This window comes from Halopseudomonas sp. MFKK-1, from assembly GCF_027474385.1.
Lineage (GTDB): Bacteria > Pseudomonadota > Gammaproteobacteria > Pseudomonadales > Pseudomonadaceae > Halopseudomonas > Halopseudomonas aestusnigri.
The window spans coordinates 1,621,311-1,647,388 of sequence record NZ_CP114836.1 but is presented as its reverse complement, the minus strand read 5'-3'; the positions used below and the strand labels follow the sequence as shown (position 1 = coordinate 1,647,388).

Annotated in this window: 24 protein-coding genes; 12 read left to right on the top strand and 12 right to left on the bottom strand. The window is 64.0% G+C overall.

Going from position 1 to position 26,078, the window contains the following annotated elements:
- Positions 1 to 14 precede the first annotated feature (14 nt).
- From O5O48_RS07665 to O5O48_RS07650, 4 genes are read right to left on the bottom strand one after another with little or no spacing between them, the layout of a single operon-like run.
- Positions 15 to 731 (bottom strand): LrgB family protein, encoded by a 717-nt coding sequence (locus tag O5O48_RS07665; protein WP_269688557.1) that lies wholly within the window; start codon positions 729 to 731, stop codon positions 15 to 17.
- Entirely contained in the window at positions 724 to 1,074 is a 351-nt protein-coding gene (locus tag O5O48_RS07660; protein ID WP_269688556.1) for a CidA/LrgA family protein, read from the bottom strand. Before O5O48_RS07660 ends, O5O48_RS07665 begins: the two co-directional genes overlap by 8 nt.
- Positions 1,068 to 1,586, bottom strand: a complete 519-nt coding sequence (locus O5O48_RS07655; protein ID WP_269688555.1) for a DUF934 domain-containing protein — start codon at positions 1,584 to 1,586, stop codon at positions 1,068 to 1,070. Before O5O48_RS07655 ends, O5O48_RS07660 begins: the two co-directional genes overlap by 7 nt.
- A complete protein-coding gene (locus O5O48_RS07650; protein WP_269688554.1) occupies positions 1,583 to 3,253 on the bottom strand; it encodes a nitrite/sulfite reductase in 1,671 nt (556 codons plus the stop codon). Before O5O48_RS07650 ends, O5O48_RS07655 begins: the two co-directional genes overlap by 4 nt.
- Before the next feature lie 1,014 nt (positions 3,254 to 4,267).
- Between O5O48_RS07650 and ccoG the strand changes: the two genes are divergently transcribed.
- The 6 genes from ccoG to O5O48_RS07620 all read left to right on the top strand — a co-directional run bounded on the left by ccoG (position 4,268) and on the right by O5O48_RS07620 (position 11,299).
- Positions 4,268 to 5,650 carry a cytochrome c oxidase accessory protein CcoG gene (gene ccoG, locus O5O48_RS07645; RefSeq protein WP_269688553.1) on the top strand — a complete coding sequence of 461 codons (1,383 nt, stop codon included), beginning with the start codon at positions 4,268 to 4,270 and terminating at the stop codon, positions 5,648 to 5,650.
- 63 nt (positions 5,651 to 5,713) lie between these two features.
- Positions 5,714 to 7,123 (top strand): GntR family transcriptional regulator MpaR, encoded by a 1,410-nt coding sequence (gene mapR, locus O5O48_RS07640; protein ID WP_269688552.1) that lies wholly within the window; start codon positions 5,714 to 5,716, stop codon positions 7,121 to 7,123.
- A 113-nt stretch (positions 7,124 to 7,236) separates the two neighbouring features.
- Positions 7,237 to 8,409, top strand: coding sequence for a 5-demethoxyubiquinol-8 5-hydroxylase UbiM (gene ubiM / locus O5O48_RS07635; RefSeq protein ID WP_233048418.1), 1,173 nt, complete (start codon positions 7,237 to 7,239; stop codon positions 8,407 to 8,409).
- Between the two features lie 53 nt (positions 8,410 to 8,462).
- Complete coding sequence (locus O5O48_RS07630; RefSeq protein ID WP_160003199.1) at positions 8,463 to 8,609, top strand: hypothetical protein; 147 nt, start codon at positions 8,463 to 8,465, stop codon at positions 8,607 to 8,609.
- Between the two features lie 62 nt (positions 8,610 to 8,671).
- Complete coding sequence (locus O5O48_RS07625) at positions 8,672 to 9,079, top strand: DUF2946 domain-containing protein (RefSeq protein WP_233048419.1); 408 nt, start codon at positions 8,672 to 8,674, stop codon at positions 9,077 to 9,079.
- A 99-nt stretch (positions 9,080 to 9,178) separates the two neighbouring features.
- Positions 9,179 to 11,299: a TonB-dependent copper receptor gene (locus O5O48_RS07620; RefSeq protein WP_434006957.1), complete on the top strand. Its 2,121-nt coding sequence runs from the start codon at positions 9,179 to 9,181 to the stop codon at positions 11,297 to 11,299.
- Positions 11,300 to 11,355: 56 nt separating this feature from the next.
- Here the strand turns inward: O5O48_RS07620 and O5O48_RS07615 are convergent, their stop codons facing one another.
- The 4 genes from O5O48_RS07615 to O5O48_RS07600 form a co-directional block, all read right to left on the bottom strand.
- A complete protein-coding gene (locus O5O48_RS07615) occupies positions 11,356 to 11,997 on the bottom strand; it encodes a DUF1826 domain-containing protein (RefSeq protein ID WP_233048421.1) in 642 nt (213 codons plus the stop codon).
- The gene (folE2, locus tag O5O48_RS07610) at positions 11,994 to 12,899 is read right to left on the bottom strand and encodes a GTP cyclohydrolase FolE2 (protein WP_269688550.1); all 906 of its coding nucleotides are present in this window, start codon (positions 12,897 to 12,899) and stop codon (positions 11,994 to 11,996) included. The genes O5O48_RS07615 and folE2 overlap by 4 nt, the downstream gene beginning before the upstream one ends.
- A gap of 173 nt (positions 12,900 to 13,072) precedes the next feature.
- Positions 13,073 to 13,918, bottom strand: coding sequence for a glutathione-dependent disulfide-bond oxidoreductase (gene yghU / locus O5O48_RS07605; RefSeq protein WP_269688549.1), 846 nt, complete (start codon positions 13,916 to 13,918; stop codon positions 13,073 to 13,075).
- Positions 13,919 to 14,046: 128 nt separating this feature from the next.
- Positions 14,047 to 14,658 (bottom strand): LysE family translocator, encoded by a 612-nt coding sequence (locus O5O48_RS07600; RefSeq protein ID WP_269688548.1) that lies wholly within the window; start codon positions 14,656 to 14,658, stop codon positions 14,047 to 14,049.
- Positions 14,659 to 14,801: 143 nt separating this feature from the next.
- Here O5O48_RS07600 and O5O48_RS07595 point away from each other — a divergent pair, with 143 nt between their 5' ends.
- Positions 14,802 to 15,287, top strand: a complete 486-nt coding sequence (locus O5O48_RS07595) for an Lrp/AsnC family transcriptional regulator (protein WP_269688547.1) — start codon at positions 14,802 to 14,804, stop codon at positions 15,285 to 15,287.
- 9 nt (positions 15,288 to 15,296) lie between these two features.
- Here O5O48_RS07595 and O5O48_RS07590 read toward each other — a convergent pair whose 3' ends face one another.
- A complete protein-coding gene (locus tag O5O48_RS07590) occupies positions 15,297 to 16,283 on the bottom strand; it encodes a bile acid:sodium symporter family protein (protein ID WP_233048426.1) in 987 nt (328 codons plus the stop codon).
- 94 nt (positions 16,284 to 16,377) lie between these two features.
- Between O5O48_RS07590 and O5O48_RS07585 the strand changes: the two genes are divergently transcribed.
- The gene (locus tag O5O48_RS07585; protein ID WP_233048427.1) at positions 16,378 to 17,172 is read left to right on the top strand and encodes an AraC family transcriptional regulator; all 795 of its coding nucleotides are present in this window, start codon (positions 16,378 to 16,380) and stop codon (positions 17,170 to 17,172) included.
- Positions 17,173 to 17,175: 3 nt separating this feature from the next.
- On the opposite strand, the gene O5O48_RS07580 is transcribed toward O5O48_RS07585, so the two are convergent.
- Positions 17,176 to 17,574 (bottom strand): nuclear transport factor 2 family protein, encoded by a 399-nt coding sequence (locus O5O48_RS07580; RefSeq protein WP_065335883.1) that lies wholly within the window; start codon positions 17,572 to 17,574, stop codon positions 17,176 to 17,178.
- A 177-nt stretch (positions 17,575 to 17,751) separates the two neighbouring features.
- Here O5O48_RS07580 and O5O48_RS07575 point away from each other — a divergent pair, with 177 nt between their 5' ends.
- The 4 genes from O5O48_RS07575 to O5O48_RS07555 are packed head-to-tail and all read left to right on the top strand — an operon-like array spanning position 17,752 to position 23,596.
- Positions 17,752 to 18,939: an ABC transporter substrate-binding protein gene (locus O5O48_RS07575; RefSeq protein WP_233048428.1), complete on the top strand. Its 1,188-nt coding sequence runs from the start codon at positions 17,752 to 17,754 to the stop codon at positions 18,937 to 18,939.
- A 51-nt stretch (positions 18,940 to 18,990) separates the two neighbouring features.
- Positions 18,991 to 19,860 carry a branched-chain amino acid ABC transporter permease gene (locus O5O48_RS07570; RefSeq protein WP_269688546.1) on the top strand — a complete coding sequence of 290 codons (870 nt, stop codon included), beginning with the start codon at positions 18,991 to 18,993 and terminating at the stop codon, positions 19,858 to 19,860.
- Complete coding sequence (locus tag O5O48_RS17750) at positions 19,857 to 22,349, top strand: branched-chain amino acid ABC transporter ATP-binding protein/permease (protein ID WP_434006956.1); 2,493 nt, start codon at positions 19,857 to 19,859, stop codon at positions 22,347 to 22,349. Before O5O48_RS07570 ends, O5O48_RS17750 begins: the two co-directional genes overlap by 4 nt.
- Positions 22,346 to 23,596, top strand: coding sequence for an amidohydrolase family protein (locus O5O48_RS07555; RefSeq protein WP_269688545.1), 1,251 nt, complete (start codon positions 22,346 to 22,348; stop codon positions 23,594 to 23,596). The genes O5O48_RS17750 and O5O48_RS07555 overlap by 4 nt, the downstream gene beginning before the upstream one ends.
- Here O5O48_RS07555 and O5O48_RS07550 read toward each other — a convergent pair.
- Both O5O48_RS07550 and O5O48_RS07545 read right to left on the bottom strand, forming a co-directional pair.
- Complete coding sequence (locus tag O5O48_RS07550) at positions 23,570 to 24,265, bottom strand: GntR family transcriptional regulator (protein WP_233048431.1); 696 nt, start codon at positions 24,263 to 24,265, stop codon at positions 23,570 to 23,572. The genes O5O48_RS07555 and O5O48_RS07550 overlap by 27 nt on opposite strands.
- A gap of 98 nt (positions 24,266 to 24,363) precedes the next feature.
- Positions 24,364 to 25,932: a gamma-glutamyltransferase family protein gene (locus tag O5O48_RS07545; protein ID WP_233048432.1), complete on the bottom strand. Its 1,569-nt coding sequence runs from the start codon at positions 25,930 to 25,932 to the stop codon at positions 24,364 to 24,366.
- Positions 25,933 to 26,078: the final 146 nt, after the last annotated feature.

Below are 26,078 nucleotides of genomic sequence, written 5' to 3'. Positions count from 1 at the left end.
TAGTAGATTAGTGCTCAAGCGCCCAACCAGCGCCAGGCAAGCACCACTGCAGGCAGCAGCAAGGCGGTCAGCACACCGAGCGCCCCCATCGCCAGCGCGGCAAAGGCGGCGCATTCATCGCCCTCCTCCAGCGCCCGCGCCGTGCCCACCGCATGCGCGTTCATGCCGTAGGCCATGCCGCGTGCTGCCGGATGCACCACCCCGGTCAGTTTCAGCAACGGCGGCAGCATCACCGTGCCCAGCACCCCGGTGAGCATGACCAGCACGGCGGCCAACGCTGCCAGCCCGCCCAGTTGCTCGGCCAGCGGCATGGCAATCGGCATGGTCACCGACTTGGTCGCCAGGGTCATCAGCACCGGCAAATCCGCGCCTAACAGCCCGGCGGTCAGCAGGGTAATCGCCACGATGGCGATTCCGCCGACCAGCAGCGTAACCATCACCGGCCAGAGATTGGCCCGGATGCGCCGCAGATTGCGATACAGGGGTACGGCCAGCGCCACCGTCGTCGGCCCCAGCAGCCAGGCAATCGGCACCACAGCCTCGCGGTAGGCGGCATAGTCCAGCTGCAACAGGCGGATACCGGCGATGATCAGCAGCATGGTGATCAGTACCGGCTGCAACACCAGCCAGCCGGTGCGCCGGTAGAGCCAAAGCGCAAACACAAAGGCCGCCAGGGTCAACGCGATAGCGGTCAGTGGCGCATGGGCCACCTGCAAAAGGGCATCAGTCATCCTCGCGCTGCCCTGCCATCAGCCGCTGCATCAGCACGCCGCACAGCGGAATACACAGCAACAGCGAGACCACCAGGCCCGCGCCAATAGCGGGCAATTGCGCCAGCAGCACATCCCCGCCGAGCACAATACCGGTCGCCGGAATCGCCAGCATCAGCGGCAGATAGCCAAGCAATGCCGCGCTCGCCTGCTCCAGCCACTCAGGAATCCGGCCCAGCAGCACCAGCAACGCCAACAGCAGCAGCAAGCCGATGACCGGCGCCGGCAGCATCGGCAGCCAGATGGCCTGCAGCAAGGCACCAAAGCCCTGCATCACCACCAGCAGGAGTAGCCCCTTCAGCACTCGCTGGCCCGCCGACGAAACAGCGGCCGTGGCTCAATCGCCGAGCGCCCATAGAGCACGCTCATGCCGTTCAGCCCCTTCAGTGCATCCTCGGCCGACTTGTCCTCGCGCACGGCAAAGGCATCAAAGCCGCACTGGCGCATGTGGCTGAGCTGATCGCGCAACACATCGCCGACCGCACGCAGCTCGCCAGTCCAGCCGATACGCGTGCGCAAAAGATACGCCTGGCTATAGCCGCGGCCATCGCGAAAGCTCGGGAACAGCACCGCAATCAACGGCAGTACCGCGAGGTAGGGCTGCAGCTGCTCGGCCTCGTCATCGGGTTGCAGGCAGACCGCGTCCGCGCTGACGTCAAGACCGTTCAGCACCGCCTCGGGCTGGGATTGCAGCCACGCGGTCAGGCTGAGAATCCGGGGACCGTCGGCGGGCGCCTGCTCGGTCAGTACCAGCGTCCAGGGGTCAGCGCTTACCAGCTCAGGCCCATGTTCGGTCAGTCGAATCAAATTGTTCATGCGCGTGCCTCCTGCGCCGGATACACCCGCGCCTTGAACGGGCCAAGACCAATCCGCTCGACAGTATCGACAAAGCGCTCGGCCCCGAGCCGCTGCTCGCGATACACCTCGGCCAGTTGGGCGATCACCTCCGGGACGTCCTCGGCACTGAAGGCCGGGCCGATCACCTTGCCCAGCGCGCTCTGCTTGCCCTGCGCCCCGCCGATGGTCAGCTGGTACCACTCGCTACCGTTCTTGTCGACGCCGAGGATGCCGATGTTGCCGATGTGGTGGTGGCCGCAGGCATTCATGCAGCCGGAGATATTCAGGCTGATCTCGCCCAGGTCCTGCAGCAGCTCCGGGTCGGCAAAGCGCTGTTGAATCGCCTGCGCCACCGGGATGGACTTGGCGTTGGCCAGTGAACAGTAATCGCCGCCGGGGCAGGCAATCACGTCGGTCAGCAGGCCAATGTTGGGCGTGGCCAAACCGAACTCGCAGGCCCGCTGCCAGAGCGCGTACAGGTCTGCCTTGGCGACATCCGGCAGCACCAGATTCTGTTCGTGGGCGACCCGAATCTCGCCGAAGCCAAAGCGCTCGGACATCAGCGCCACCTGCTCCATCTGCTCGGCAGTCACGTCACCGGGCGGCATGTCGGCACCCGGTTTGGTCGACAGCGTGACCGACACATAACCCGGCTGCTTGTGCGCGTGGGTGTTGCGCTGCACCCAGCGGGCAAACCCGGCGTCGCGCGCCAGCGCGCTGCCAAATTCCAGGTCCACCGCTGGCTGCGGCGGGTAGCTCGGCGGCTGAAAACTGGCGGCGACGCGCTCATACTCGGCGCGGGTCAGCTCGGCGGGGCCATCCTTGATGTGCTGCCATTCGGCCTCGACCTCGCGGGCAAAAGCGTCGATGCCGAGCGCCTTGACCAGAATCTTGATGCGCGCCTTGTACTTGTTGTCCCGGCGGCCGTGGCGGTTATAGACCCGTAGCACCGCCTCGACGTAGGACAACAGGTGCTGCCAGGGCAGCGCCCGACGGATCGGCTGCGACAGAATCGGCGTACGCCCCAGGCCGCCGCCGACCATGACGTCGAACAGCATCTCACCCGCGGCATCCCGGTACAGATAGAGCCCGATGTCGTGCATCATCACCGCCGCACGGTCTTCGCTGGCCGAGCACAGGGCAATCTTGAACTTGCGCGGCAGGTAGAGAAACTCCGGATTGATCGTCGACCACTGGCGCAGAATCTCGGCCAGCGGCCGCGGATCGAGCACCTCATCGGCAGCCACCCCGGCAAAGGCGTCGGTGCTGATATTGCGCACACAGTTGCCGGAGGTCTGAATCGCGTGCATGTCGACCGCCGCCAGCCGGGCCAGGATGTCGCCCACCTGCTCCAGCTCGATCCAGTTGAACTGAATGTTCTGACGCGTGGTGAAGTGGCCGTAGCCGCGGTCAAAGTCGCGGGCGACGCCCGCCAGGGCGCGCAGCTGATCGGCCGACAGCGTGCCGTAGGGAATCGCCACCCGCAGCATGTAGGCATGGCGTTGCAGATACAGACCGTTCTGCAGGCGCAGCGGCAAAAACTCCTCCTCGCTCAGTTCGCCGCTCAGCCGCCGGCTGATCTGATCACGAAACTGGGCGACCCGCTCGGCGACCAGCGCCCGGTCATACTCATCGTAGTGGTACATGCTCACCTCTCGGCAGGCGGCAGTTCCCGCAACCAGCAGGCCTCCCGCACAGGATCATCAAGGCGGCCACTATGCGCAGGCCGCCTGAGCCGTACCAGCCTCAGATCCGGCAAAAAAAACCGTATCAGTTGTACTGAAGGCGCTGTTTTTCTTAAAGCGCAAGGCAACACCGCATGGGGTTGCAGTGCGGCTGTTGACCAAATACTTGAAGGATTGAGTGTGCACTGGGTTTCGTCCCGTTTACGCGGGCGAGTAGCGCAGGTTTGGCGGGAAGAAGAGCGGCAGCCTGTCTGAGGCTCGCAGAGCCGAGTTCTGCCGATCCCCGTCAAACCGAGCAACACAGCGAACCCGAAGGGCCGCGTAGCCGGGTGCCCCGGGGGATACAGGGAAGCGCTAACCCATTCCACATACCCTCTGGCGTTCAAGCTGGGCTGCAATCAAGGCGTGGTTTCGAAGGCATGTCGGGACCTGTCGAGAGACCACAACGCAGAGTGCGGCCCAGCATGAACGCCCCGCAGGGCGGGCGCTCAAGCATGCATCTGCTGCGTTGCGCTGCTTGCCAATAGAACCACTATTGGCCGCACATCGCGCCTTGCATCTGCACGCTTGAGCACTCGCAGAGGGCATGCGGAATGGGTAAGCGCTTCCCTTGGGGGGCTGGGCAAGCAGCCCCCCTTGGCTCGCCGTGAAGGCGAAAGGCTGATTCAGAAGCAGCCCGCGGGCCCTCGCCTGATGAAAGTCGGCAGGCAAACTAGAGACGCCTAAAGCTAGCCTTAGACCTTTTTGAGTCCTCGCAAAGCTTGCCGCCAGCGCCCACGAAAAGCCTACGCGGACACGCCTTTGGCTTTGTCCGCACTACGCATCGTGCATGCGCAGAGAAGGCAAACACGCTGCGCCGGCCAGCGGAACGAGGCACCCATCTGATATGGTTTTTTGCATCGAATCTGAATCTGTTACCGAAGCAGCTATCCCCGCATCATCGCCGCAGCCTGAAAATCCAAGAGCCCTGATGCCATGACCAGCCATATTCCCCTGAAAGACCTGACGCCCGCCCAGCAGGGCGGCCCCATTCATACCCGCAGTTTCAAGGGTCTGTACCGCAACCTGCGCCTGCTCGGAGCCGGTGCACTGATGCTGCTGTTCTTCGGTACCGCCTGGATCGACTGGAACGGTCATCAGGCAGTGCTCTGGGACCTGGACAGCAAGCAGTTCCATATCTTCGGTGCGACTTTCTGGCCGCAGGACTTCATCCTGCTCTCGGCGATTCTGATGATTGCCGCCTTTGGCCTGTTCTTTATCACCGTGGTCGCCGGCCGGATCTGGTGCGGTTACAGCTGCCCGCAGAGCGTCTGGACCTGGATGTTCATGTGGGTGGAGAAAGTCACCGAAGGTGAGCGTCACCAGCGCATTCGTCTGGACGCCGCGCCCTGGTCGCTCAACAAACTGCTGCGCCGCGGCGCCAAGCACGGCCTGTGGCTGGCGATCAGCCTGGCTACCGCCATCGGCTTCATCGGTTACTTCACCCCGGTGCGCGATCTGGTCGGCGACCTGCTGAGCTGGCAGGTTGGCGCAACCACCGCGTTCTGGCTGCTGTGCTTTACCGCTGCCACCTACTTCAACGCCGGCTGGCTGCGCGAGAAGGTCTGCGTGCACATGTGCCCGTACTCGCGCTTCCAGAGCGCAATGTTTGACACCGACACCCAACTGGTCACCTATGACGCGGCGCGCGGCGAAGCACGCGGCCCACGCAAGAAGAACAGCGACCCTGCGGCCGCAGGGCTCGGCGACTGCATCGATTGCACCGTCTGCGTGCAGGTCTGCCCGACAGGCATCGACATCCGCGACGGTCTGCAAATCGACTGCATCAGCTGCGGCGCCTGCATCGATGCCTGTAACGGCGTCATGGATCAAATGGGCTATGCCCGCGGGCTGATTCGCTATACCTCCGAGCGCGCACTGGCCGGCGGCAAGACCCACTGGCTGCGCCCGCGTCTGGTCGGCTACGCGATCGCCCTGCTGCTGATGATCGGCGGCCTGGTGTGGGGCCTGCAGGAACGCCCGCGGATTGATCTGGACATCAGCCGCGACCGCAGCGTATTCCGCGCCAACAGCAATGGCGACATCGAGAACATTTACACCCTCAAGGTACTGAACAAAACCCAGCAGAACCGCGAGTACAGCTTGAGCCTGACTGATGCCGAGCGCTTCAACACCCAGGGCCTCGGTAACCTGCAGGTCGCTGCGGGCGAGACCGGCACCATTGCCGTGCGCGTCAGTCGCCGTGACCCGGCCGTTGCCGCCGGCAGCGAGCCGCTGGAATTTGTGGTGCAGGACCTGAACGATGCAACGAGCAAGGTCAGCGACGAGAGCACCTTCGTCTCGCCGCCGGTGCGTTGATATCGCATGAGCGCGCTTGATGGCCTACAGTGGCGAACATCACCCTCAGAACCACAGGACCGGATGAAACGCTACGAAAAGCTGGCCGATGACATCGCCGAGCTGATCCGCACCGGGGTCATCGCCCCGGGCGAAAAGGTCCCCTCAGTACGGCACGCCAGCCGCACCTACGGGGTCAGTCCATCGACCGTTTTCCAGGCCTACTACCTGCTGGAGGATCGCGGCCTGATTCAGGCCAGACCGCGTTCGGGCTATTTTGTCCACGCGCTGGCCCGGCGTCAGTTGAGCGAGCCAAACATCAGCCCCTACGCGTCCAGCAGCGTCGATGTGGACGTCAGCGAACTGGTGTTCTCGGTCCTTGGCTCGCTCAAGGACCCGGAGATGGTCGCCTTCGGCTCGGCCTTCCCCAGTCCGGATCTGTTTCCGCTGGCGCGGCTGTCGCGCTCGCTGGCCAGCAGCGCACGTGACATGAAACCCCACTCGGTGATTGCCGACATGACCGCCGGCAACCCCGACCTGCGCCGCCAGATCGCCCTGCGCTATATGGTCAGCGGCATGCTACTGCCGATGGACGAACTGGTGATCACCAATGGCGCGATGGAAGCGCTCAACCTGTGCCTGCAGTCGGTCACCCAACCCGGCGACCTGGTCGCCATCGAAAGCCCGGCGTTCTACGCCACCTTGCAGGTGCTGGAGCGTTTGCAGCTCAAGGCGGTCGAGATCCCGGTGCATCCACGCGAAGGCATCGACCTCGAAAGCCTCGCCGACAGCCTGCAGCGCTTCCCGATCAAGGCCTGCTGGTTCATGAGCAGCCTGCAGAACCCGCTGGGCGCCAGTATGAGCGACGCCAAGAAAAAGCAGCTGTATGCCCTGCTCAAGCAGCATCAGGTGCCGATGATCGAGGACGATGTCTACGCCGAACTGTACTTCAGTGCCAAGCCACCCAGACCGGTCAAAAGTTTCGATACCGACGGGCTGGTGATGCACTGCGGCTCGTTCTCCAAGTGCCTGGCACCCGGTTATCGGGTCGGCTGGGTAGCGGCCGGGCGCTTTGCCGAGCAGGTCAGCCGTCTCAAGTTGATGACCACCATTTCCCCTTCAGTGCCAGCCCAGGCGGCCTTGGCCGACTACCTGCAGCACGGCGGCTACGACCGTCACCTGCGCAAGTTGCGCCATACACTGGAGAGTCAGCAACGGGCCATGCTGGCCTCGGCAGCGCGGCACTTCCCCCGTGAGACCCGGGTCAGCCGCCCCAATGGCGGGTACTTTCTGTGGTTCGAGTTTCCCGAGCGGGTCGACTCGCTGCAGCTGTTCCAGCACGCGCTGGCGCAGGGCATCAGCCTGGCACCGGGGCCGATCTTCTCGGCCAACCGGCACTACCGCAACTGCGCCCGGCTGAACTACGGGCACCCCTGGGATGAACCCAGCGAACAGGCCATGGCCACACTCGGGCGATTGATCGCCGCCTTCTGAGCCGCTGCGACAGCCAGCCGCAGTGCACCGGGGCGTCACACTGACCCAGAGCAATGTTCATTAAACAGGTCAGGCGCAGACTGGTGGCCTTTGTTCCCAGGGAGACGCTGCGCATGAACTGCGACATTGCCATTATCGGCGCTGGCCCGAGCGGCCTGTGCATGGCCCGCGCACTGGCCGAAAGCGGCCTGAACATCGTATTGGTCGAGCGCCAGAGCGAGGCCAGCCTGGCCGACCCGGCGTTCGACGGCCGCGAGATTGCCCTGACCCATGCCTCCCAGGCACTGCTGGAGCAGCTCGATATCTGGCCCCGGTTGCCAGTTGAGGACGTAGCCCTGCTGCGCGATGCCAAGGTCATGAACGGCCCGTCACCCTTTGCCCTGCAGATTCAGGCACGCCACGCGGGCTCTGATCACCTCGGTCATCTGGTTGCCAACCGCGCCATCCGGCAAGCCGCCTGGCAAAGCCTGCAGGCGATCGGCGGAGTGCATCTGCTGTGCGACACCCGGCTGCGCCAGGTGCACCAGCACAGCGGCGGCGTCGAACTGGTGATGAATAACGGTACCCGGCTGGAAACCCGCCTGCTGATCGCCGCCGACAGCCGCTTCTCGGAAACCCGAAGAATGCTGGGTATCGGTGCCCAGATGAAGGACTTCGGCAAAAGCATGCTGGTCTGCCGCATGAATCATGAAGCCGATCACCAGCAGGTTGCCTGGGAATGGTTCGGCTACGGTCAGACCCTCGCCCTGCTGCCGCTCAAAGGCAAGCAGTCCTCGGTGGTGGTTACCCTGCCGCCACGGGAAATCGAGCAGCTTCAGCAGCTTGATCCGCAGGCGTTTGCCCGCGAAATGGAGAGCCGATTTGCTCACCGGCTGGGTAATATGGAGCTGGTCAGCGAACGCCACGTCTATCCGCTGGTCGGCGCCTACGCCCGCCGCCTGACGACTCACCGCGCCGCGCTGATCGGCGACGCCGCAGTCGGCATGCACCCGGTTACCGCCCACGGCTTCAACTTCGGCCTGGGCAGCGTGCAACGACTCAGTCGCCTGCTACTCGAAGCTCACCAACTGAACCGCGATATCGGCTCGATCGCCCTGCTGGCACGTTACGAGCGCCAGCAGCGACTGGCTACCTGGCCGCTGTACCAGGCGACCAACCTGCTGGTCGAGTGCTACACCAATGACCATCTGCCGATGCGCCTGCTGCGAGGTGCGGCGCTACGCGCTGCCCAACAACTGGCACCGCTCAAGCGCGGCATTGCGCGACACCTGACCGCAGGCAACTGAATGGCAGATGATCTAAGCTGACGTTTGTCATTATCGATGAGTGGACCTGAGTCATGTTGCTGATCGAACTGGGAACGCTGCTGATCGTCGTGGGTACCTATGTGGCGATCCATCTGTGTCTGGCCAACTACCGTGACAACGAGCTGGAACAGGCCGCGCAACTGCCGTTTGCCGAGGAGCCTGACCGCCTTGACGCCTGATGCGGCAATAAGCCACAGCCGCCGCAGCTCTGCGCCGGGGCACCGGTGCTAAAATTGCGCGCATGAATCTGACCCAAGACAACCGCCTTTCACTCACCCTGGTGCTCTACCTGTGCACCCTGGTGAGTCTGCTGACCTGCGGCTTCCACCAGGGTCAGATGAGCGGGCAGCATCTGAGCGGCGCCGGGGTGGTGTTCTGCAACCTCGGCAGCGACAGCCTGGGTGTGGATCTCGACGATCAGAAGCAGCACCAGATGAGTGACCTGCAGGCCGGCTGCCCGCTGTGCTCTTCCATCGGCCACGGCAGCGCGGTGGCCATGCATGGCTGGTCGCTCGACTACCTGCCCGCCAGCCCAACCAGTGCACCACCAAGCGGCCAATGGGCTCGCCCGCCGCCGCGCCATATCTGGCCCTCAATCAATCCCCGCGCCTCACCCTCCCCGCTCGACGCTGCGCCCCGCGCCGTCTGAGCCTGCCTGCGGCCACCGGCCGTGCGTTGCGTCACACCCCACAACACCCTGACCTGATTTCGGCCCGGCGCCGACTGCGCCGCTGTGGCCACTGTGTGGATGACAACAATGCAACACGCCAACCGCTTTACCCGAGCCACTGTCAGCCTGCGCTGGCAAGCCGCCTTCGCCCTGCTGTTTACCAGCCTCGGCGCTACCGCCCAAAGCCACGAAGGCCATGACCATGAAAGCAGCAACGCTGCGCTGCAACTGGCGCCCGTTGTGGTGACCGCCGTTCAGCAAAGCTCGCCACTGACCATCGTTGCCGACCCCAAGGACGCCCGCCAGCCGGTGCCCGCCAGCGATGCCACCGACTATCTGAAGACCATTCCGGGCTTCTCGGCGATTCGCAGCGGCGGCAGCAACGGCGACCCGGTGCTGCGCGGCATGTTCGGTTCGCGCATCAACCTGCTGGCCAACGGCGGCCAGATGATCGGCGCCTGTCCCAACCGGATGGACGCGCCCAGCTCCTACATCGCACCGCAAACCTACGACCGCCTGACCGTCATCAAGGGCCCGCAGAGCGTACGCTGGGGGCCTGGGGCTTCGGCTGGTACCGTGCTGTTCGAACGTGAGCCGGAGCGTTTCGAGGAGCCGGACAGCCGCGTGCATGCCAGCGTACTCGGTGGCAGCAATGGCCGCTTCGACAAGCTGCTCGATGCCGCCATCGGCAACCAGAACGGCTACCTGCGCTTCGCCGGCAACGACGCCCAGTCCGACGATTACGAAGATGGCAACGGCGATACCGTGCCGTCGCGCTGGAGCAAGTGGAACGGTGATATCGCCGCCGGCTGGACGCCCGATGCCGATACCCTGCTGGAGTTCAGCGCCGGCAAGGGTGACGGTGAAGCGCGCTACGCCGGGCGCGGCATGGACGGCACCCAGTTCGCCCGCGAAAGCCTTGGCCTGCGCTTCGAGAAACTCAACCTCGGTCAGGTCAGCAAACTGGAGGCGCAGGTCTACTACAACTACGCCGATCACATCATGGACAACTTCCGCCTGCGCAGCCCCGATCCAACCAGCATGATGCCGATGCCGATGGCCTCGCAGGTGGATCGCCGTACCCTCGGCGGACGCCTGGCGCTGAGCTTCGATTGGGACGCGGTGGAACTGGTATCCGGTATTGACGCCCAGCGAAGCGAGCACCGTGCCCGCAGGTCCAGTTACAGCATGATGACCGGCTATACCGATGCGGACGAGTTCGCCTGGGAAAAAGACGCAGTCATGCACAACTACGGACTGTTCAGCGAAGCCACCTGGCACCAGAGCGACCTGACCCGCTGGATCGGCGGCGCACGGCTGGACCGCGCCTCGGTCAAGGACTACCGGGTGGGTATTCGCAACATGATGGGCATAACCACGCCCAACCCGACCGCCGGCCAGAGCCGCAGCGACACCCTGCCCAGCGGCTTCGTCCGTTACGAACAGGATCTGACCGCCATGCCGGCAACGGTCTACGCCGGCCTCGGCCACGCCGAACGCTTCCCCGACTACTGGGAGCTGTTCTCGGCCAGCCTGGCGCCAACCGGCGAGCTGAACGCCTTTGACGGCATCGAGCCGGAAAAAACCACCCAGCTGGACGTCGGCATCCAGTATCAGGACGCACGCCTGCAGGCATGGGCATCGGCCTACGCCGGCCAGGTCGACGACTTCATCCTGTTCCGCTACTCGACCATGATGGGCATGCGCCGCAGCCAGGCCTACAACGTCGACGCCCGCATTGCCGGTGGCGAGCTGGGCGTGGCATACGATCTGACCAGCAACTGGAAGACCGACGCCACGCTGGCCTACGCCTGGGGTGAGAACCGCAGCGACGGCCAGCCGCTGCCCCAGATGCCGCCGCTGGAAGCCCGCCTGGGTCTGAGCTACGAGCAGAACGACTGGAGTGCCGGCGCACTCTGGCGACTGGTCCGCGCGCAGAATCGGGTGGATGAAGGCGCCGGCAACGTGGTCGGCCAGGACATCGGCAGCAGCGCCGGCTTTGGCGTGTTCTCGCTCAACGGCGCCTGGCGCATGACCGAGCAGGTGAAGCTGAGCGTGGGTGTCGACAACCTGTTCGACAAGGCCTACGCCGAGCACCTGAACCTGGCCGGCAACTCGGCATTCGGCTTCCCCGCCGACCCGGTTGCCATCAACGAGCCAGGCCGCTCGCTCTGGGCCAAGGTCGATTTCGACTTCTGACCCGCGCCCGTTCTGCGCTCGGCCCAAACCGCGCGCAGAACGGCGTCCTCAGTCGCTCAAAAGCAGGGATCAAGGGTCAGCAGCAGACGTTGCTGACCGTCCTTCAGGGCCGGACTGCGGTGCACAATACCGCGCTCTTCGTTGCCCACCCAACCGCTGCCCTTGAGCAGCGCCACATCCCCACAGCCCAACTGGCGGATAGCGCCAGGCTCGCGCACAGGATCAGGTTTGCCCAGATCCGGCACCCCGAGACCACCACGCTCAACCGCCGAATCCGGCAACCACTCGCTGCCGGGGCCGAGGTAGGTGGTCACCAGTCGCACCGGCAGGTTGTCGCAGTGAAAGCGCGGACACATCGCCTTCTCCAGCATGCGCAAACGCACCGCCACCCGTTCGACACCAAACAGGCAGGCCGTCGCTTCTGCCAGCAGCTGCACATCCGCAACCAGTGGCCCTGCCTGGCCTGGCGCCGGCAACTGCGCCGCCAGCTCACTGGCCAGCGTCTCGCCGGGAATACCTAGCCAGGCCGCCTGCCATCCACCACTAGCGCCTTGCGCCAGCACACTGCTGCGCAGCGCCGGCCCGAGGCGTCGCTGCATGACCGCAAGACTTACCGCTTTCTCAAAGATCGCTGCCAATGCTCCGAGATCACTTCCCATCGCCCAGTGCGCGGGCTCTGTCATCAGCGCGGCATTCATGGGTGCGCCCCTGCCGACGCGACCGCATCATGCGGATGCAGACTTTCGATATGCCGAACATGGACCGCGGCATGCTGTGCACCGGCAGCACTCAAAGCCGCTCCCAACCGCCGGGCGGCGTCTTCGACGAACATCAGATTGGCCCCATTGAGCGCGGCAAAGGCCTGCTCGTCGGCGCGCTTGACCGCAGTCTGTACCGGGGTCGCCAGCGCCTGCTCAATCCGATCGATCAGCGCCAGCAGGCCCAGGCACTCCTCTGCTGCCTGCAGGTCGACGGCAACCTTGGCCTCGCTGCGCTGGCTGTGCGGCGTTGCCAGGCTCCCGCTGCGCCCAAGCCATTGGCTTACCGCCACCGGATCGAGCTGCTGCCGACCGGCAAAAGCTTTATCAAAAGCGCTGACCAGCAACTGCCGGCTGAGGGCAGCCGAGCACGGACAGGTCGAGGAATAGCTGACCGTCAGCTCGGCACGCGCCCTGAAACGGCCCTCAACCAGCGTCGCCTCCAGCTTTACCGGGTAGGCTTTCCAGCCCGACAGCTGCGGCGTAACCAGCGCCGGTCGCCGACACAGCAGACTGAACTGCAGTACCAGCCGTGCATTGCGACTGCCGCAATCGGCATGGCTCTCGACCATTGCCTGCAACAGCGCCTGCAGCACGGTCTGCGCCAGCGCCCGATCCTGACCCAACCGGTCCAGCAAGGTGTAAAGGCGCGACATGTGGATACCCTTGACCTCGGGCCGCGGCAAGTCCACCTGCAGATCGGCACGGGCATGAACCGTCTGCCGCTGGCCGGTCTCATTCAGGGTAATCGGCAGATCAATCCCCTGCATACCAACCCAGTCCAGCGCGGCAGGGTCAGAAGACAGGTCACTCAGAGAAACATCGGGCAGGGCAGCGGTCATCGGCGAGTTCCATCAGCAGGCACATAAAAGAATGTTAAGAATGCATTACTGTTACGTTATAACAAATGAATACACCTAACAATCCGTGCACAGCCCCCGCGCGGGCAAAAAGAAGCCCGGCTGATGCCGGGCTTGGGATGCCAACGCGGGTGTGTGCCCCACCGGGCGCGGGATCAGACGTCGCTGATATCGCTGGCGTCGTGCCGTTCGGCCACCTGCAGGGCTTCGTCGCCCCACACGCGGTTGACCCGTCGACCACGCTGCACGGCAGGCCGCGCGGCGATCTCGGCCGCCCAGCGGCGCACATGTTCGTACTCGTGCACCGAGAGGAATTCGGCAGCGTCGTACAGAGCGCCTTCAACCAGCACGCCGTACCAGGGATAAATCGCGATGTCGGCGATGCTGTATTCGTCGCCCGCCATGTAACGGTTGTCGGCCAGATGGCGATTGAGCACGTCCAGCTGGCGTTTCACTTCCATGGCGAAGCGATTGATCGGGTATTCGAACTTCTCGGGCGCGTAGGCGTAGAAATGGCCGAAGCCGCCGCCCAGATATGGCGCCGAGCCCATCTGCCAGAACAGCCAGTTCATCGCTTCGGTGCGCTTGCCGTGATCCGTTGGCAGCAGCGCGCCAAACTTTTCGGCCAGATACAGCAGGATGGAGCCGGACTCGAATACCCGGGTCGGCGGGTTGGTGCCGTGATCCAGCAAGGCCGGAATCTTCGAGTTTGGGTTGATGGCAACAAAATCACTGCCGAACTGATCGCCTTCGTTGATGCGAATCAGCCAGGCATCGTATTCGGCATCCGCATGGCCCAGCGCCAGCAGCTCTTCGAACATGATGGTCGCCTTGACGCCGTTGGGCGTGGCCAGCGAATACAGCTGGAACGGGTGCTTGCCGACCGGCAGCGTCTTCTCGTGGGTCGGTCCGGCAATCGGGCGGTTGATGCTGGCGAACTTGCCGCCGTTCTCGCTATCCCAGGTCCAGACCTTGGGTGGTGTATAGCTGTTGTCACTCATGCGATGTCTTCCTGTGTTCTGAAACCAGACAGCAAAGGGTAGTCGACAGAGCATGTCGAGCCAGGCACACCAGGTCAATGCCGAATTCTCGCGCAGCGATGCCCGGAACTGCCGCCGCATTCCACCACCTAGAACATCAGCCGGGCACCAAAACCCACCAGCAGCGCACCAAATGTCCAGCGCTGCAGCTGTTGCAGGCGCGGCCGCTCGCGCAACATGCCGCCCATCAGCCTGCCCCCGGAGACATAAAGCAGGTCAAAGCACACGCCGACCAGCAGCACGATCAGCCCCAGCAGCGTGAACTGCAGCGCGACGCTACCGGTCTGCGGGTGAATGAACTGTGGCAGCAACACCGAACAGAACAGCAGCGCCTTGGGGTTGCTGATGTTGGTCAGCAGCCCGCGCCGGAACGCCGCGAGCGCGGTCCGCGACCGCTTGGCGCAAGCGTCCTCCGGCACCAGCGATGACGCCCTCCAGATCGAGATGCCTAGCCAGATCAGATACCCGGCGCCAAACAGCCGTACCGTGTTGAAGGCCCAGGGTGCCGCCTGCAACAGAGCCGCCAGTCCCAGCCCGGCCAATGCGACGTGGGCCGCACGAGCCAGCGCCAGGCCGGCAATGGTTGCGGCGCTCTGCAGCCGCGAATGGCTCGCTGCCGTCTGCAGCAACAGCAGCATGTCTGGCCCCGGCACCAGATAGGCCACCGCCAGGGCACCCACAAACATCCACAATTCCGTCATCTCAGGCGCGCTCCGGCCGTGTCATCTCTCAACAACTATCGTAGGGCCGAATGGCGATACAGGTCATTGCGAGTTAGTGCGCCAAAGTTTGATTTATTGGCATAAACTGCCAGTGAAAAACCCGATAAATTGAGAATATGCCAATGCAATTGGATAACCTGGACAGACGCATCCTCGACGCCCTGCAGCGCAATGCCAAACTGAGCAACGTGCAACTGGCCGAAGAAGTCGGCCTGTCTCCTTCGCCGTGTTTACGCCGCGTGCGTCTGCTGGAAGAGGCTGGCGTGATTCGCGGTTACCACGCCGAGCTGGATCGAAGCAAAAGCGGTCTGGGGCTGACCGTGTTTGTCGGGGTCAAGGTCGAGCGGCACCACGACGCGTCGGCCAATGCCTTTCGCCCCGCGGTGATTGATCTGCCGGAGGTGATTTCCTGCCACGTGGTGTCAGGCGAGTCCGACTTTCTGCTGCAGGTGGTACTGCCGGACCTGGCATCCTACGAGGACTTTCTGTTCAGCACCCTGCTCAAGCTGCCCGGGGTCAGCGACATCCGCAGCAACTTCGCCATCTCGACCGTCAAGTCGCAGACGGCGCTGCCGCTCGATCATCTGCCGCAGGGCAGCCTGAGCTGACCCTCGTACTCAGGCGACCTCTTCGATGCCAGTCTCTTCGCGCCGGCCGTAACGCTCGGCCAGCACCGCGCAGACCATCAGCTGAATCTGGTGGAACAGCATCAGCGGCAGGATCAGCGTCCCCAGCGCGCCGCCGGCAAACAGCACCTGCGCCATCGGCACACCGGTCGCGAGGCTCTTCTTGGAGCCGGCGAAGATAATGGTGATGCGGTCTTCGACGTTAAAGCCCAGACGGCGACCCAGCCAGGCGGTCAGGCCCAGTACCAGCGCCAGCAACAGACAGCAGGCAACCACCAGCCCCAGCAGCTCCGTAAGCGGCACGGTTTGCCAGATACCCTCGACCACCGCATGGCTGAACGCGCCGAAAACCACAAGCAGAATCGAGCCCTGATCCACGCTCTTGAGCCAGCCCTTGTTGCGTGCAACCCAGTCGCCGATCCAGCGACGGGCAATCTGGCCGGCAATAAACGGCAGCAGCAGTTGCACCACAATCTTGCCGATCGCATCCAGGGTGTTGGACTCACCGGCCTGCGCGCCCATCAGCAGCAGCACCAGCAACGGGGTCACAAAGATACCCAGCAGACTGGAAGTCGCTGCGCTGCAGACCGCCGCAGCGACGTTGCCGCGGGCAATCGAGGTAAAGGCAATCGCCGACTGCACGGTGGCCGGCAGGGCGCAGAGGAACAGGATACCCAGATAGAGCTCATCCCCTACCAGCGGCACCAGCGCCGGTTTGAGCAATACGCCTAGCAGCGGAAACATGATGAAAGTGCAGGCAAATACCAGCAAATGCAGGCGCCAGTGGGTCATGCCGGCAATGATCGCCTCGCGCGACAGCTTGGCACCGTGCATAAAGAACAGCAGTGCGATGGCGGCATTGGTCAAGCCATCAAAGGCGACAGCAGCCTGCCCGTGCACGGGAAACAGGCTGGCGGCAATGACGACAGCAATCAGGCAGAGGGTCATGTTGTCAGGTAAAAAGCGTGGGCGTGCCATGGCAATGTCTCGTTTTTCGTTATCAATGTTGCGACGTGCAGGGGAGGAGTTTACTGTCTGGACCAACGACCGACTAACGCGATTGGATAGCACAATGTCGACAAACGGACAAAAGCGCCTGAATCACCGTGCCGTACCCGATCTGCCCGCCCTGCCGCGGCCGCTGTATGCTCGCAGCGAATCACTGCAACGCGGCACCACCACGCTCTGGCATAGCCACCCGTGGGCACAGCTGTCCTACGCCATTTCCGGCGTGCTGTCGGTGCATACCCACAGCGGGCGTTTTCTGGCCCCGCCGCAGCGGGCGATTCTGGTGCCGCCCGATCTGCCCCACGCGGTCATCAGCTCGCCCGACACGGAGATGCGCAGCCTCTACATCGAGCGCGACGCCATGCCGTGGCAGGCCGGGCAGTGCGCGGTGCTGGAGATCAACCCGCTGACCCGCGAACTGATCAACCAGTTCGGTCGCATTCCGGTCGAGTACGACGAGAGCGGTACCGACGGGCGACTGGTCGCGGTATTGCTCGACCAGCTAACCGCCGCCCGCAATACCGGCCTGTATCTGCCCTGGCCGGATGACTCACGTTTGCAGCAGGTGTGTCAGGCGCTGTTCGACAACCCGGAGCAGGGCCTGACGCTGGGCGACTGGAGTCGGCAACTGGGCTGTTCCGAGAAAACCCTGACCCGCCTGTTCCAGCGCGACACCGGCCTGAGCTTCCGGGCCTGGCGCCAGCGTTTGCGTCTGCTCAGCGCCTTGCCCATGCTGGAACGCGGCGAGCGGGTCACCGACATTGCGCTGGCCTGCGGCTACGACTCGACATCGGCTTTTATCGCTGCGTTTCGCACGCAGATCGGCATGACGCCCAGCCAGTTTGCCAGCCGCCAGTAACATTCAGGGCTGGGCAATTTCCGGGCTGAGAATCCACTCGGCGCTGTCATTCCAGACGTCCATGCGGGTGATCTTGCCGTCGCGCACCTCGAAACGGTCGAGATAACGGTTGCCACTGAAGGTGCGTCCATCCGGCCATTCGCCGTACAGGGTGCCGTTGGAATAAACCACGGTGTGGTCGGCGTGCTCGGTCCAGTCAAACTGGCCCAGCTGCTTCTTGACCCAGTTGTAGCGACCGGCATTGAACGCGGTGATCTCATGGGCACTGGGCATCGCCCGGCCGCCGGTAAAGGTGATGCGCACATCATCGGCCATAAAGGTTGCCGCCAAGACCGGGTCCGGCGCCATGGATGCCGCCAGAAAATCGCTAACAATCTGTACTGCCTTATTCTCAAAACCCATTTCTCTTTCTCCAACAGAAGGTATGACCGGGTGCCTGCAATCAGTGCAAGGCGCACCCATAAAGTGCAAAACTCACGAGCATCAACCAGAAAAAGCCGCTATTTCAGCGCCCTGGAAACATGGTCTCTATTTTGCTAGCAAATATCATGCGAATGCTAGCTATCCTAGGAGAAGACCATGTTCAAGGCACTGAAACCCTTCCGACGACTCTGGCCCCAGGCCGTCGCTGTCACCACCCTCGGCCTGCTGATGAGCAGCCCGGCACTTGCGGTTGAACCGATCAAGATCGGTCTGGTGGCCGCGCTGTCCGGTCAGTCGGCCAAATCCGGTGAGGCGCTGACCCGCGGCCTGACCATTGCCATCGACGAGATCAACGCCGATGGCGGCATCCTTGGTCGCCCGGTCGAACTGATCCGCCGCGACGATGAAAGCAACCCGGCCAAGGGCATGCTGGCCGCCCGCGAGCTGATCCAGCGCGAGAAGGTGACCGTGCTGTTTGGCGGCCTCGACACGCCTGTCTCACTGGCAATTGTGCCGCTGGCCAATCAGATGAAAGTGCCCTTTATGGGTGCCTGGGCCGCGGGCACATCAATCACTCAGAACGGTGCCAGCGACAATTATGTGTTCCGCGTCTCCGCCATGGATGAAATCGTCGACGAAGCTCTGGTGCAGTACGGCATCGATGAATACGGCATGCAAAAGCCGGGCATGCTGCTGATCAACAACCCCTGGGGTGAATCCAACGAAAAGGGCTTCCGCCACGCACTGGAACAGCGCGACATGACGTGGGCCGGTATTGAACGCATCGAAGGCAGCGACCTGGACGTCATCCCGCAGCTGACCCGTCTGAAGAATGCCGGTGCCGACACCCTGCTGATGGTGGGCAACGTCGGTCCCTCCGCACAGGTAGTGAAATCCCTCGACCGCATGGGTTGGGACGTGCCGGTGGTCTCCCACTGGGGCCCGGCGGGTGGCCGTTTCAGCGAGCTGGCCGGCCCCAACGCTGACCGTGTGCACTTTATCCAGACCTATGTGTTCACCGAAAACAACAGCGCCAAGGGCGATGAGGTGCTGAGCGCCCTGAAAGCCCGCTACCCGGAGATTCAGAGCCTGGCCGACATTACCCCGGCCGTGGGTATCGCCAACGCCTACGACGCCATGCACCTGAGCGCGCTCGCCATCGAGAAGGCCGGCAGCACCGACGGCACCGCGGTGCGTGACGGCTTCTATGCCATCGACAGCTACGCCGGCCTGATCAAGAACTACAGCACGCCCTTCACCCCGGAGCAGCACGACGCGCTGGGCCCGCAGGACTATGTGTTCACCCACTTCGTGGACGGCAGCATCGTTCCGGTCAAACCCTGATCTGGCAGTAAGGCGATCCGCGTCTGCGGGTCGCCGATAAGGAGTTAACGCATGATTACCGCCGCCCTGCTGACCGGCATTGGCCTAGGCAGCATGTACGCCCTGCTGGCGCTCGGTTTCCACATTACCTACGTGGTGTCGCGCACGGTCAACTTTGCCCAGGGCAGCGCCATGATGCTCGGCGCCGTGCTGGGTTACAGCTTCTGCATTACCTGGGGCTGGCCGATCTGGCTGGCGATCCCGGCGACGCTGACGCTGTCTGCCATCTATGGGCTGGCGGTAGAACGCTTTCTGGTGCGGCCCTTCAGCTCGCGCGGCTCGGACGCCTGGCTGATGGCGACCGTGGCCGCCGGGATCTTGGTCGACAACCTGGTGATGTTTACCTTCGGCAAGGAGCCGCGCCAGTTCACCAGTTCGCTGACCGAGAGTGCTTTCAGCCTGCTCGGTACGCAAGTGTCCCCGCTGCAATTGATGATTCCACTGATCGGCGCAGCCATCGCGCTGGCGCTGATGCTGATACGCCGCTACACCCGCCTCGGAAAGGTACTGGAAGCCTGCGTACAAAACCCGCGGGCAGCCATGCTGATGGGCATTCGCGTCAATTGGGTGGTCGCCATTGCCTTCGCGGTCTCGGCGGTGTTTGCCGCCATCGCCGGCATGCTGATCGCGCCGCTGTTCAATGTCAGCGCCGAGATGGGCACGCTGTTCGGCCTCAAGGCCTTTGCGGTCGCCATCCTCGGCGGTATCGCCAGTGCTGGCGGCGTGTTCGCAGCCGGCCTGCTGTTCGGTCTGGTTGAGGCCATTGTCACCATCTACTTCGGCTCGGCCTTCACCCAGATATTTACCTTCGCGCTGGTCATCCTGGCGCTGGCACTACGTCCGGACGGCCTGTTCGGCAGCAAGACACTGGTGAAAGTATGATCAACAAGATGTCGCTGGCGAACCTGCTGGCTACCGCCGCACTGACCCTGGGCGGCGTGGCGCTGTCGTTTACCCTCGACAGCTATTCCCTGCTGGTGTTCAGCTTCTTCGCCCTGACCGTGGTGGTCGGCGCCGGGCTGAACATCCTGATCGGCCTGAGTGGCCAGATTTCCTTCGGTCACATCGCGTTCTATGCGATCGGCGCCTACGTCTGCGCCCTGCTGACCATGGCCGGTTGCCCGCTGGGTCTGGCGATGATCGCCGCCGCGCTGGTCAGCGGTGCGCTCGGTGCGCTGCTGGCGATCCCGGCGCTGCGGGTCGAAGGGCCCTATCTGGCCATGATTACCATCGCCTTTGCGCTGGTGGTGCATCACGGACTGGTGGAGTGGCGCGGCCTGACCGGCGGCGCCAACGGTCTGATGGGCATCCCCATGCCGCAACTGGGTGACATGGACCCGGCGGTGCTGATGGCGTTGCTCGCCAGCCTGCTGATGGGCGGCTCGCTGCTGTTCTACCAGCGCCTGCGCAGCAGCGGCTGGGGCACCGCCATGCGCGCGGTCAAGGCCTCGGACATCGCCGCCCGCTCACTGGGCTTCAACCCGGTGCAGACCAAAACCCTGGCCTTTGGCCTGTCGGCACTGCTGACCGGTCTGGCCGGTTCGCTGGTTGCGCCACTGATGATGTTCATCAATCCGGCCTCGTTCCCCTTCTCCCAGTCGATTCTGTTCGTGCTGGCGGTGATCGTTGGCGGCGCCGGCTCGGTGCTCGGTCCGGTGCTTGGCGCGCTGCTGATCGTGCTGCTGCCGGAGCTGCTCTCGGACATGGCCGAATACCGCCTGCTGATGTTCTCCGGCCTGTTGCTGGGCGTGCTGTGGATTGCCCCGCGCGGGCTGCTCGGCACAGCAGCCCGGCTGTGGGTGCGACCGCAAAACCTGCAGGCGCCAGCAGAACCGGACATGGCACGCATCCGCGAATTTATCGCCCGCCCGGCCAACAGCGCCGCGCTGGAGGTCAACGACATCGGCATCAACTTCGGCGGCGTGCAGGCCGCGGCCAATGTCAGCCTGAGCGCCCGCCCCGGCAGCATTACCAGCATCATCGGCCCCAACGGCGCCGGCAAGACCACCGCGCTGAACATGATCAGCGGCTTTTACGCGCCCGACAGCGGCAGCATTACGCTAAACAGCGACCTGGCCGGCCTGCCCGCCTGGAAAGTTGCCCGAGCCGGCATTGCCCGCACCTATCAGACGACCCAGTTGTTCGGCGAACTGTCGGTGCTGGAGAACGTACTGGCCGGTATGCAGCAGGGCCGCCTTGGTCGCATCCTCTCCGCCGCCAGCACGGAGCAGCGGGGAATGGCTCTGCAACTGCTGGCACTGGTCGGCTATCAGGGCTCGGTCAACACCGCCGCCGATGAACTGCCCCACGTCGACCGCCGTCTGGTCGAGATTGCCAGGGCGCTGGCCTCACGCCCGGCGGTACTGCTGCTGGATGAACCGGCTGCCGGTCTCAGCCGCAGCGACACCGACCAGCTCGCTGCGCTGTTCCGCGAGCTGGCGGGGTTCAATATCGCGGTGATGCTGGTGGAACACGACATGACCCTGGTCATGGGCGTATCCGATCAGTTGCTGGTGCTGGACGCCGGCAAACCGATTGCCTGGGGCGAGCCCGACGACGTTCGCCAGTTGCCCCACGTGATCGCCGCCTATCTCGGTGGCACCGAATACCAGGCGCCACCGCGCGCCGAGCCGTGGAACGGCTCACGCGATGCCCGCCTGTTCATCAAGGATCTGGTACTCGATTACGGCGCCGCTCCGGTGGTCGACAAGGTCAACCTGGTGGTCAACCCCGGCGAGCTGATTGCGATTCTCGGCGCCAACGGCGCAGGCAAGTCGAGCATTCTGCAGTGCCTGGCCGGGCTGCACCCGGCGACCTCCGGCAGCATCCTGCTGGACAACGAAAGCATTCATCACAGCGACGCTGCCAGCATCGCCGCCCGCGGGCTGGCACTGGTGCCGGAAGGGCGACAGATGTTTCCGCAGCTGACGGTACGCGACAACCTGATGCTGGGCGCCTTTGCGCGCACCGACAAGGTCGATGTCGAGGCCGAAATCGAAGCCATCCTGCAGCGCTTCCCGCGTCTGCGCGACCGTATCGACAGCCCGACCGGCCTGCTCTCCGGCGGCGAGCAGCAAATGGTTGCCGTTGGCCGTGGCCTGATGGCCAAGCCCCGCATTCTGCTGCTCGACGAGCCGTCGCTGGGCCTGTCGCCGGCGATGATCGGCGAGTTGTACGACGCCCTTGCAGCGCTGCGCGATGAAGGCGTGACCCTGCTGCTGGTCGACCAGATGGCCAACCTCGCCCTGCAGGTCGCCGACCGCGCCTACGTGCTGGAGACCGGCCGCATCGTCAAATCCGGCAGTGCCGAGGCGCTGCGTGGAGACCGCGAGCTGGAAGCCGCCTACCTGGGTGAAGGAGCGGTCGCATGAGCTGTCTGCACCTGCGCAACCTGCGCCTGCCGGGTCAGCACGGCCTGCACGAACTGCGGATTGAAGACGGTTATTTTGTCAGCCGGTTCGGCGGCCAGCAGCCCGTCAGCCAACACGATCTGGGCGGCTTGCTGGTGCTGCCGGGGCTGATCGAAACCCACATCCATCTGGACAAGGCCTGCATCATGGGCCGCTGCTGTCTGCAGCACGGTACCCTGGCCGAGGCCGTCGAGCAGACTCGTCAGGCCAAGGCAGGCTTTACCGAGGACGACGTTTATCGACGCGGCGCCAGGGTGCTGGAACAGGCCATCGTGCAGGGCACCACGCACATGCGCACCCATGTCGAGATCGACCCGCAGATCGGACTGACCGGGCTGCGCGCGGTGCAGCGCCTGCAAGCGGACTACGCCTGGGCGATCACTCTGGAGATCTGCGTATTCCCGCAGGAGGGCATGCTCAACAATCCGGGCACCGAGGCACTGCTCTGCGAAGCGCTGGAGTCCGGCGCCGACCTGCTCGGCGGCTGCCCGTACACCGACAGTGACCCGCAAGGGCAGATTCAGCGCCTGTTCGAGCTGGCGGTGCGCTACGACTGCGATCTGGACTTTCATCTCGACTTTGACCTCAACCCAGAGGGTATGACCCTCGGCTGCGTGATCGAGCAGACTCACCTGCACGGCTGGCAGGGGCGCGTTGCGGTCGGTCACGCCACCAAGCTGTCGGCCCTGCCCCGCGAGGAGCTGGAGGCTATGGCAACGACGCTGGCCGAGGCCGGGGTGGCGGTCACCTGCCTGCCCTCGACCGACCTGTTCCTGACCGGCCGCGAGCAGTTTCACAACAAACCGCGAGGGCTGGCGCCCTTGGCCTCACTGCACGCGCTGGGCGTGACCTGCTCGCTGTCGACCAACAATATCGATAACCCCTTCACGCCCTACGGCGATGCGTCGCTGATTCGGCAGGCCAACCTGTTTGCCAACGTCAGTCAGCTGGCGACCGAACAGGAGCTGCTGGATTGTCTGGGCTGGGTATCGGCCACCTCGGCGCGCCTGCTGTGCCTGCCCGACTACGGCCTGACGCCCGGCTGCCGGGCGGACTTTGTGGTGTTTGATGCGCCGTCGGCGGCGGCGGTGGTGGCACAACTGAGCGCACCCTTGATGGGCTTTAAGGCAGGCCAGCAGACATTTGAGCGCAGCCCTGCAAGGCTGCTGCGGGTGGCGCCGTCAGAGGCCGCTCAACGCCTCGCGTAGGTCAACTTCCGGCGCGCTGTCGTCCTCCAGGTCGAGCTGGCTTTCCAGCTCGTCCAGGTGCTCGATCATCACCCGCACCGCACGGTCACGGTCCCCTTCGCTGAGGGCATCGAGAATCTCTTCGTGCTCGTCCGAAGCGCAGGAGGGCACATCATTACGCTGGTACAGCGCGACGATGAGCGAACTGCGCACCATCAGGTTGGCGAGGATCTCGCTGAGCACCCGGTTGCCGCAGATATCACCAAGCATCAGGTGAAACTCGCTCAGCTCGCGGACGATCTCGCGTCGATCCGTGGCGTTGGTCGCCTTGCGCTCATTACGCACATGGGTGCTCACGCGCTGACGGTGACGACGCATGGCCTCAGGAGTGATGCTCTCGACAATCCCGCGCTCAATCGCCCGACGCGCCGCAAACACATCGCGCGCCTCAGCCGCACTGGGCTGAGCCACCAGCGCGCCGCGGTTCGGCTCGATGGTGACGATACGTTGCAAAGCCAGGCGCTGCAGCGCCGCCTGAACGTGGTTGCGGTTGGCTTTCAGGGCATCAACGATCTGGGCTTCGACAAGACGGGTACCGGGACGCAGGCGATGCTGGGCAATGGCCCTGGACAGCGCGTCGATGATGCGCTGCACTTCTGCCTGCTTGCTGGTTTGCGGTTTACCGACCAAGGTGCCCTCTGCTTCGTCGTCTGGTGTGCCCACTCCGGCATGAGGTGCGGAGCAGCCGCATTATCGCTCTGCCCGCTGGCCATATACAACCGACCGGGTCACGCCTGTCCCAGTGCCACGCCCTGCCCGCGCGGATCATGCATCGCCTGCCGCCGCCCGTCCGGATACAGCGCAATCGCCCCGGCCTGGCCGGTAAAAGGGCTGGCCGCCGGAATCATCTCGATATCATGCCCCATCGCGGCCAGCTTCTGCGCCACCTGCGGGTCAATATCGGATTCCAGCTTGAGATTGTCGGTACTGTCGAAAAAACTACGGCCCAACAAAAAGCGCGGTGTGCGCAGCGCCTCATCAATCGGCTTGGCAAAATCGACAAGCTGAGTCGCCAACACCATCTGCGTTTGCGGTTGACCGTCGCCGCCTTGGGTACCAAAAAACAGCTGGCGGCCGTCATCAGCCAGATAGCAGGAGGGGTTGAGCGTATGCGCGGGCCGCTTGCACGGCGCCCAGGCATTGGGGTGCGTTGGGTCGGCATTGAATCCGGCAGCGCGGTTCTGCCAGAGCACACCGGTGTCGCCCAGCACACAGCCTGAGCCGAAATCATGGAACAGACTCTGAATCAGACAGGCCGTACGCCCTTCAGCATCGGTTGCCGCCATCCACACGGTATCGGCCGGACGGCCCGGCTCGTTCCAGGCCGCCGCCTTGTGGTCGTCGATGATCGCGGCGTAATCGCGCCCGCAGCCTTCCGACAGGCTGGAACGAAAATCCCAGTCCGCAAAGACCGGATCACAGAGTTCAGCGTTACGCCGCAGCAGCCCCTGTTTAATCGCCTCGACCAGATAGTGGTAATAGCGCGCACTGCCATCGCCACAGGCGCGCAGTGACTTGTTCTGCAGCGCGGCCATGGCCTGCAGGGTGTACAGCCCCTGACAGGGCGGCGCAACGTTGAACAAGGTGCCGTCCCGATAACGAATGGAGATCGGCTCGACCAGTGCGGCCCGGGTCGCCAGCAGATCGTCACGACTCAAGCCGCAGCCCAGCCGGGCAAAGGACTCGGCAAAGGCCACACCCAGTTCACCCTGATAAAAGTCCTGCACGCCATGGCGCGCCAGCTGTTCCAGCGTGTCAGCCAACGCCGGCTGACGCAGCCGGTCTCCCGTCTGCAGCCAGCGCCCCTGCTGCTGGCACAACGCCTTGAGATCCGGCAGCGACTCGATCAGGTCGTGACGCTGCTGCTGCCAGAACAGCTGCGAGGCCGACACCTCGACACCGGCACGCGCCAGCACCACAGCGTCTTCCAGCAGATCGCGCCAGCCCAGCCGTGAGCCCCACTGCTCGCGGCTGATCTTGCCTGCCAGCTCCCAGCTCGCCATGGCGCCAGCGGTGGTGGCCACCGACGCCGGGCCACGCAGGGTAATCCGGCCACCCTCAGGCAACTGCTGCCCGGCCTGGCCGATCCCCACAATGGTGCGCACCTGCCCATCGTGCAGCATCCAGAGTGCATCGCCGCCCAGCCCGGTCATGTGCGGGTATACCGCCGCCAGGGTCGCGCTTGCAGCAAGCATCGCGTCGATGGCAGTGCCACCGGCCTCCAGCATGCGCATTCCGGCGGCGCTGGCATCATTGTGGGGGGTACAGATCACACCGCGGCGGGATTCAGCCAACATTGCAGGGTCCTCTTGTCTAGCCATCAGAAACAACATTGCTAGCAATGAAAGCAAGAAGTGTTCCGCCAGGCAAAACATCAGACCAATAATCGTCAGCACCGAAATAGCAGCCTCACCGAGCGCTCGCAGCGGCGTCATGCCGCGTC

What these genes read in the sequence shown, in the direction of transcription:
- O5O48_RS07665 (WP_269688557.1), bottom strand. Translation starts at nt 731, where the DNA reads ATGACTGATGCCCTTTTGCAGGTGGCCCATGCGCCACTGACCGCTATC.
- O5O48_RS07655 (WP_269688555.1), bottom strand. Translation starts at nt 1,586, where the DNA reads ATGAACAATTTGATTCGACTGACCGAACATGGGCCTGAGCTGGTAAGC.
- O5O48_RS07650 (WP_269688554.1), bottom strand. Translation starts at nt 3,253, where the DNA reads ATGTACCACTACGATGAGTATGACCGGGCGCTGGTCGCCGAGCGGGTC.
- ccoG (WP_269688553.1), top strand. Translation starts at nt 4,268, where the DNA reads ATGACCAGCCATATTCCCCTGAAAGACCTGACGCCCGCCCAGCAGGGC.
- mapR (WP_269688552.1), top strand. Translation starts at nt 5,714, where the DNA reads ATGAAACGCTACGAAAAGCTGGCCGATGACATCGCCGAGCTGATCCGC.
- ubiM (WP_233048418.1), top strand. Translation starts at nt 7,237, where the DNA reads ATGAACTGCGACATTGCCATTATCGGCGCTGGCCCGAGCGGCCTGTGC.
- O5O48_RS07630 (WP_160003199.1), top strand. Translation starts at nt 8,463, where the DNA reads ATGTTGCTGATCGAACTGGGAACGCTGCTGATCGTCGTGGGTACCTAT.
- O5O48_RS07625 (WP_233048419.1), top strand. Translation starts at nt 8,672, where the DNA reads ATGAATCTGACCCAAGACAACCGCCTTTCACTCACCCTGGTGCTCTAC.
- O5O48_RS07620 (WP_434006957.1), top strand. Translation starts at nt 9,179, where the DNA reads ATGACAACAATGCAACACGCCAACCGCTTTACCCGAGCCACTGTCAGC.
- O5O48_RS07615 (WP_233048421.1), bottom strand. Translation starts at nt 11,997, where the DNA reads ATGAATGCCGCGCTGATGACAGAGCCCGCGCACTGGGCGATGGGAAGT.
- folE2 (WP_269688550.1), bottom strand. Translation starts at nt 12,899, where the DNA reads ATGACCGCTGCCCTGCCCGATGTTTCTCTGAGTGACCTGTCTTCTGAC.
- yghU (WP_269688549.1), bottom strand. Translation starts at nt 13,918, where the DNA reads ATGAGTGACAACAGCTATACACCACCCAAGGTCTGGACCTGGGATAGC.
- O5O48_RS07600 (WP_269688548.1), bottom strand. Translation starts at nt 14,658, where the DNA reads ATGACGGAATTGTGGATGTTTGTGGGTGCCCTGGCGGTGGCCTATCTG.
- O5O48_RS07595 (WP_269688547.1), top strand. Translation starts at nt 14,802, where the DNA reads ATGCAATTGGATAACCTGGACAGACGCATCCTCGACGCCCTGCAGCGC.
- O5O48_RS07590 (WP_233048426.1), bottom strand. Translation starts at nt 16,283, where the DNA reads ATGGCACGCCCACGCTTTTTACCTGACAACATGACCCTCTGCCTGATT.
- O5O48_RS07585 (WP_233048427.1), top strand. Translation starts at nt 16,378, where the DNA reads ATGTCGACAAACGGACAAAAGCGCCTGAATCACCGTGCCGTACCCGAT.
- O5O48_RS07580 (WP_065335883.1), bottom strand. Translation starts at nt 17,574, where the DNA reads ATGGGTTTTGAGAATAAGGCAGTACAGATTGTTAGCGATTTTCTGGCG.
- O5O48_RS07575 (WP_233048428.1), top strand. Translation starts at nt 17,752, where the DNA reads ATGTTCAAGGCACTGAAACCCTTCCGACGACTCTGGCCCCAGGCCGTC.
- O5O48_RS07570 (WP_269688546.1), top strand. Translation starts at nt 18,991, where the DNA reads ATGATTACCGCCGCCCTGCTGACCGGCATTGGCCTAGGCAGCATGTAC.
- O5O48_RS17750 (WP_434006956.1), top strand. Translation starts at nt 19,857, where the DNA reads ATGATCAACAAGATGTCGCTGGCGAACCTGCTGGCTACCGCCGCACTG.
- O5O48_RS07555 (WP_269688545.1), top strand. Translation starts at nt 22,346, where the DNA reads ATGAGCTGTCTGCACCTGCGCAACCTGCGCCTGCCGGGTCAGCACGGC.
- O5O48_RS07545 (WP_233048432.1), bottom strand. Translation starts at nt 25,932, where the DNA reads ATGTTGGCTGAATCCCGCCGCGGTGTGATCTGTACCCCCCACAATGAT.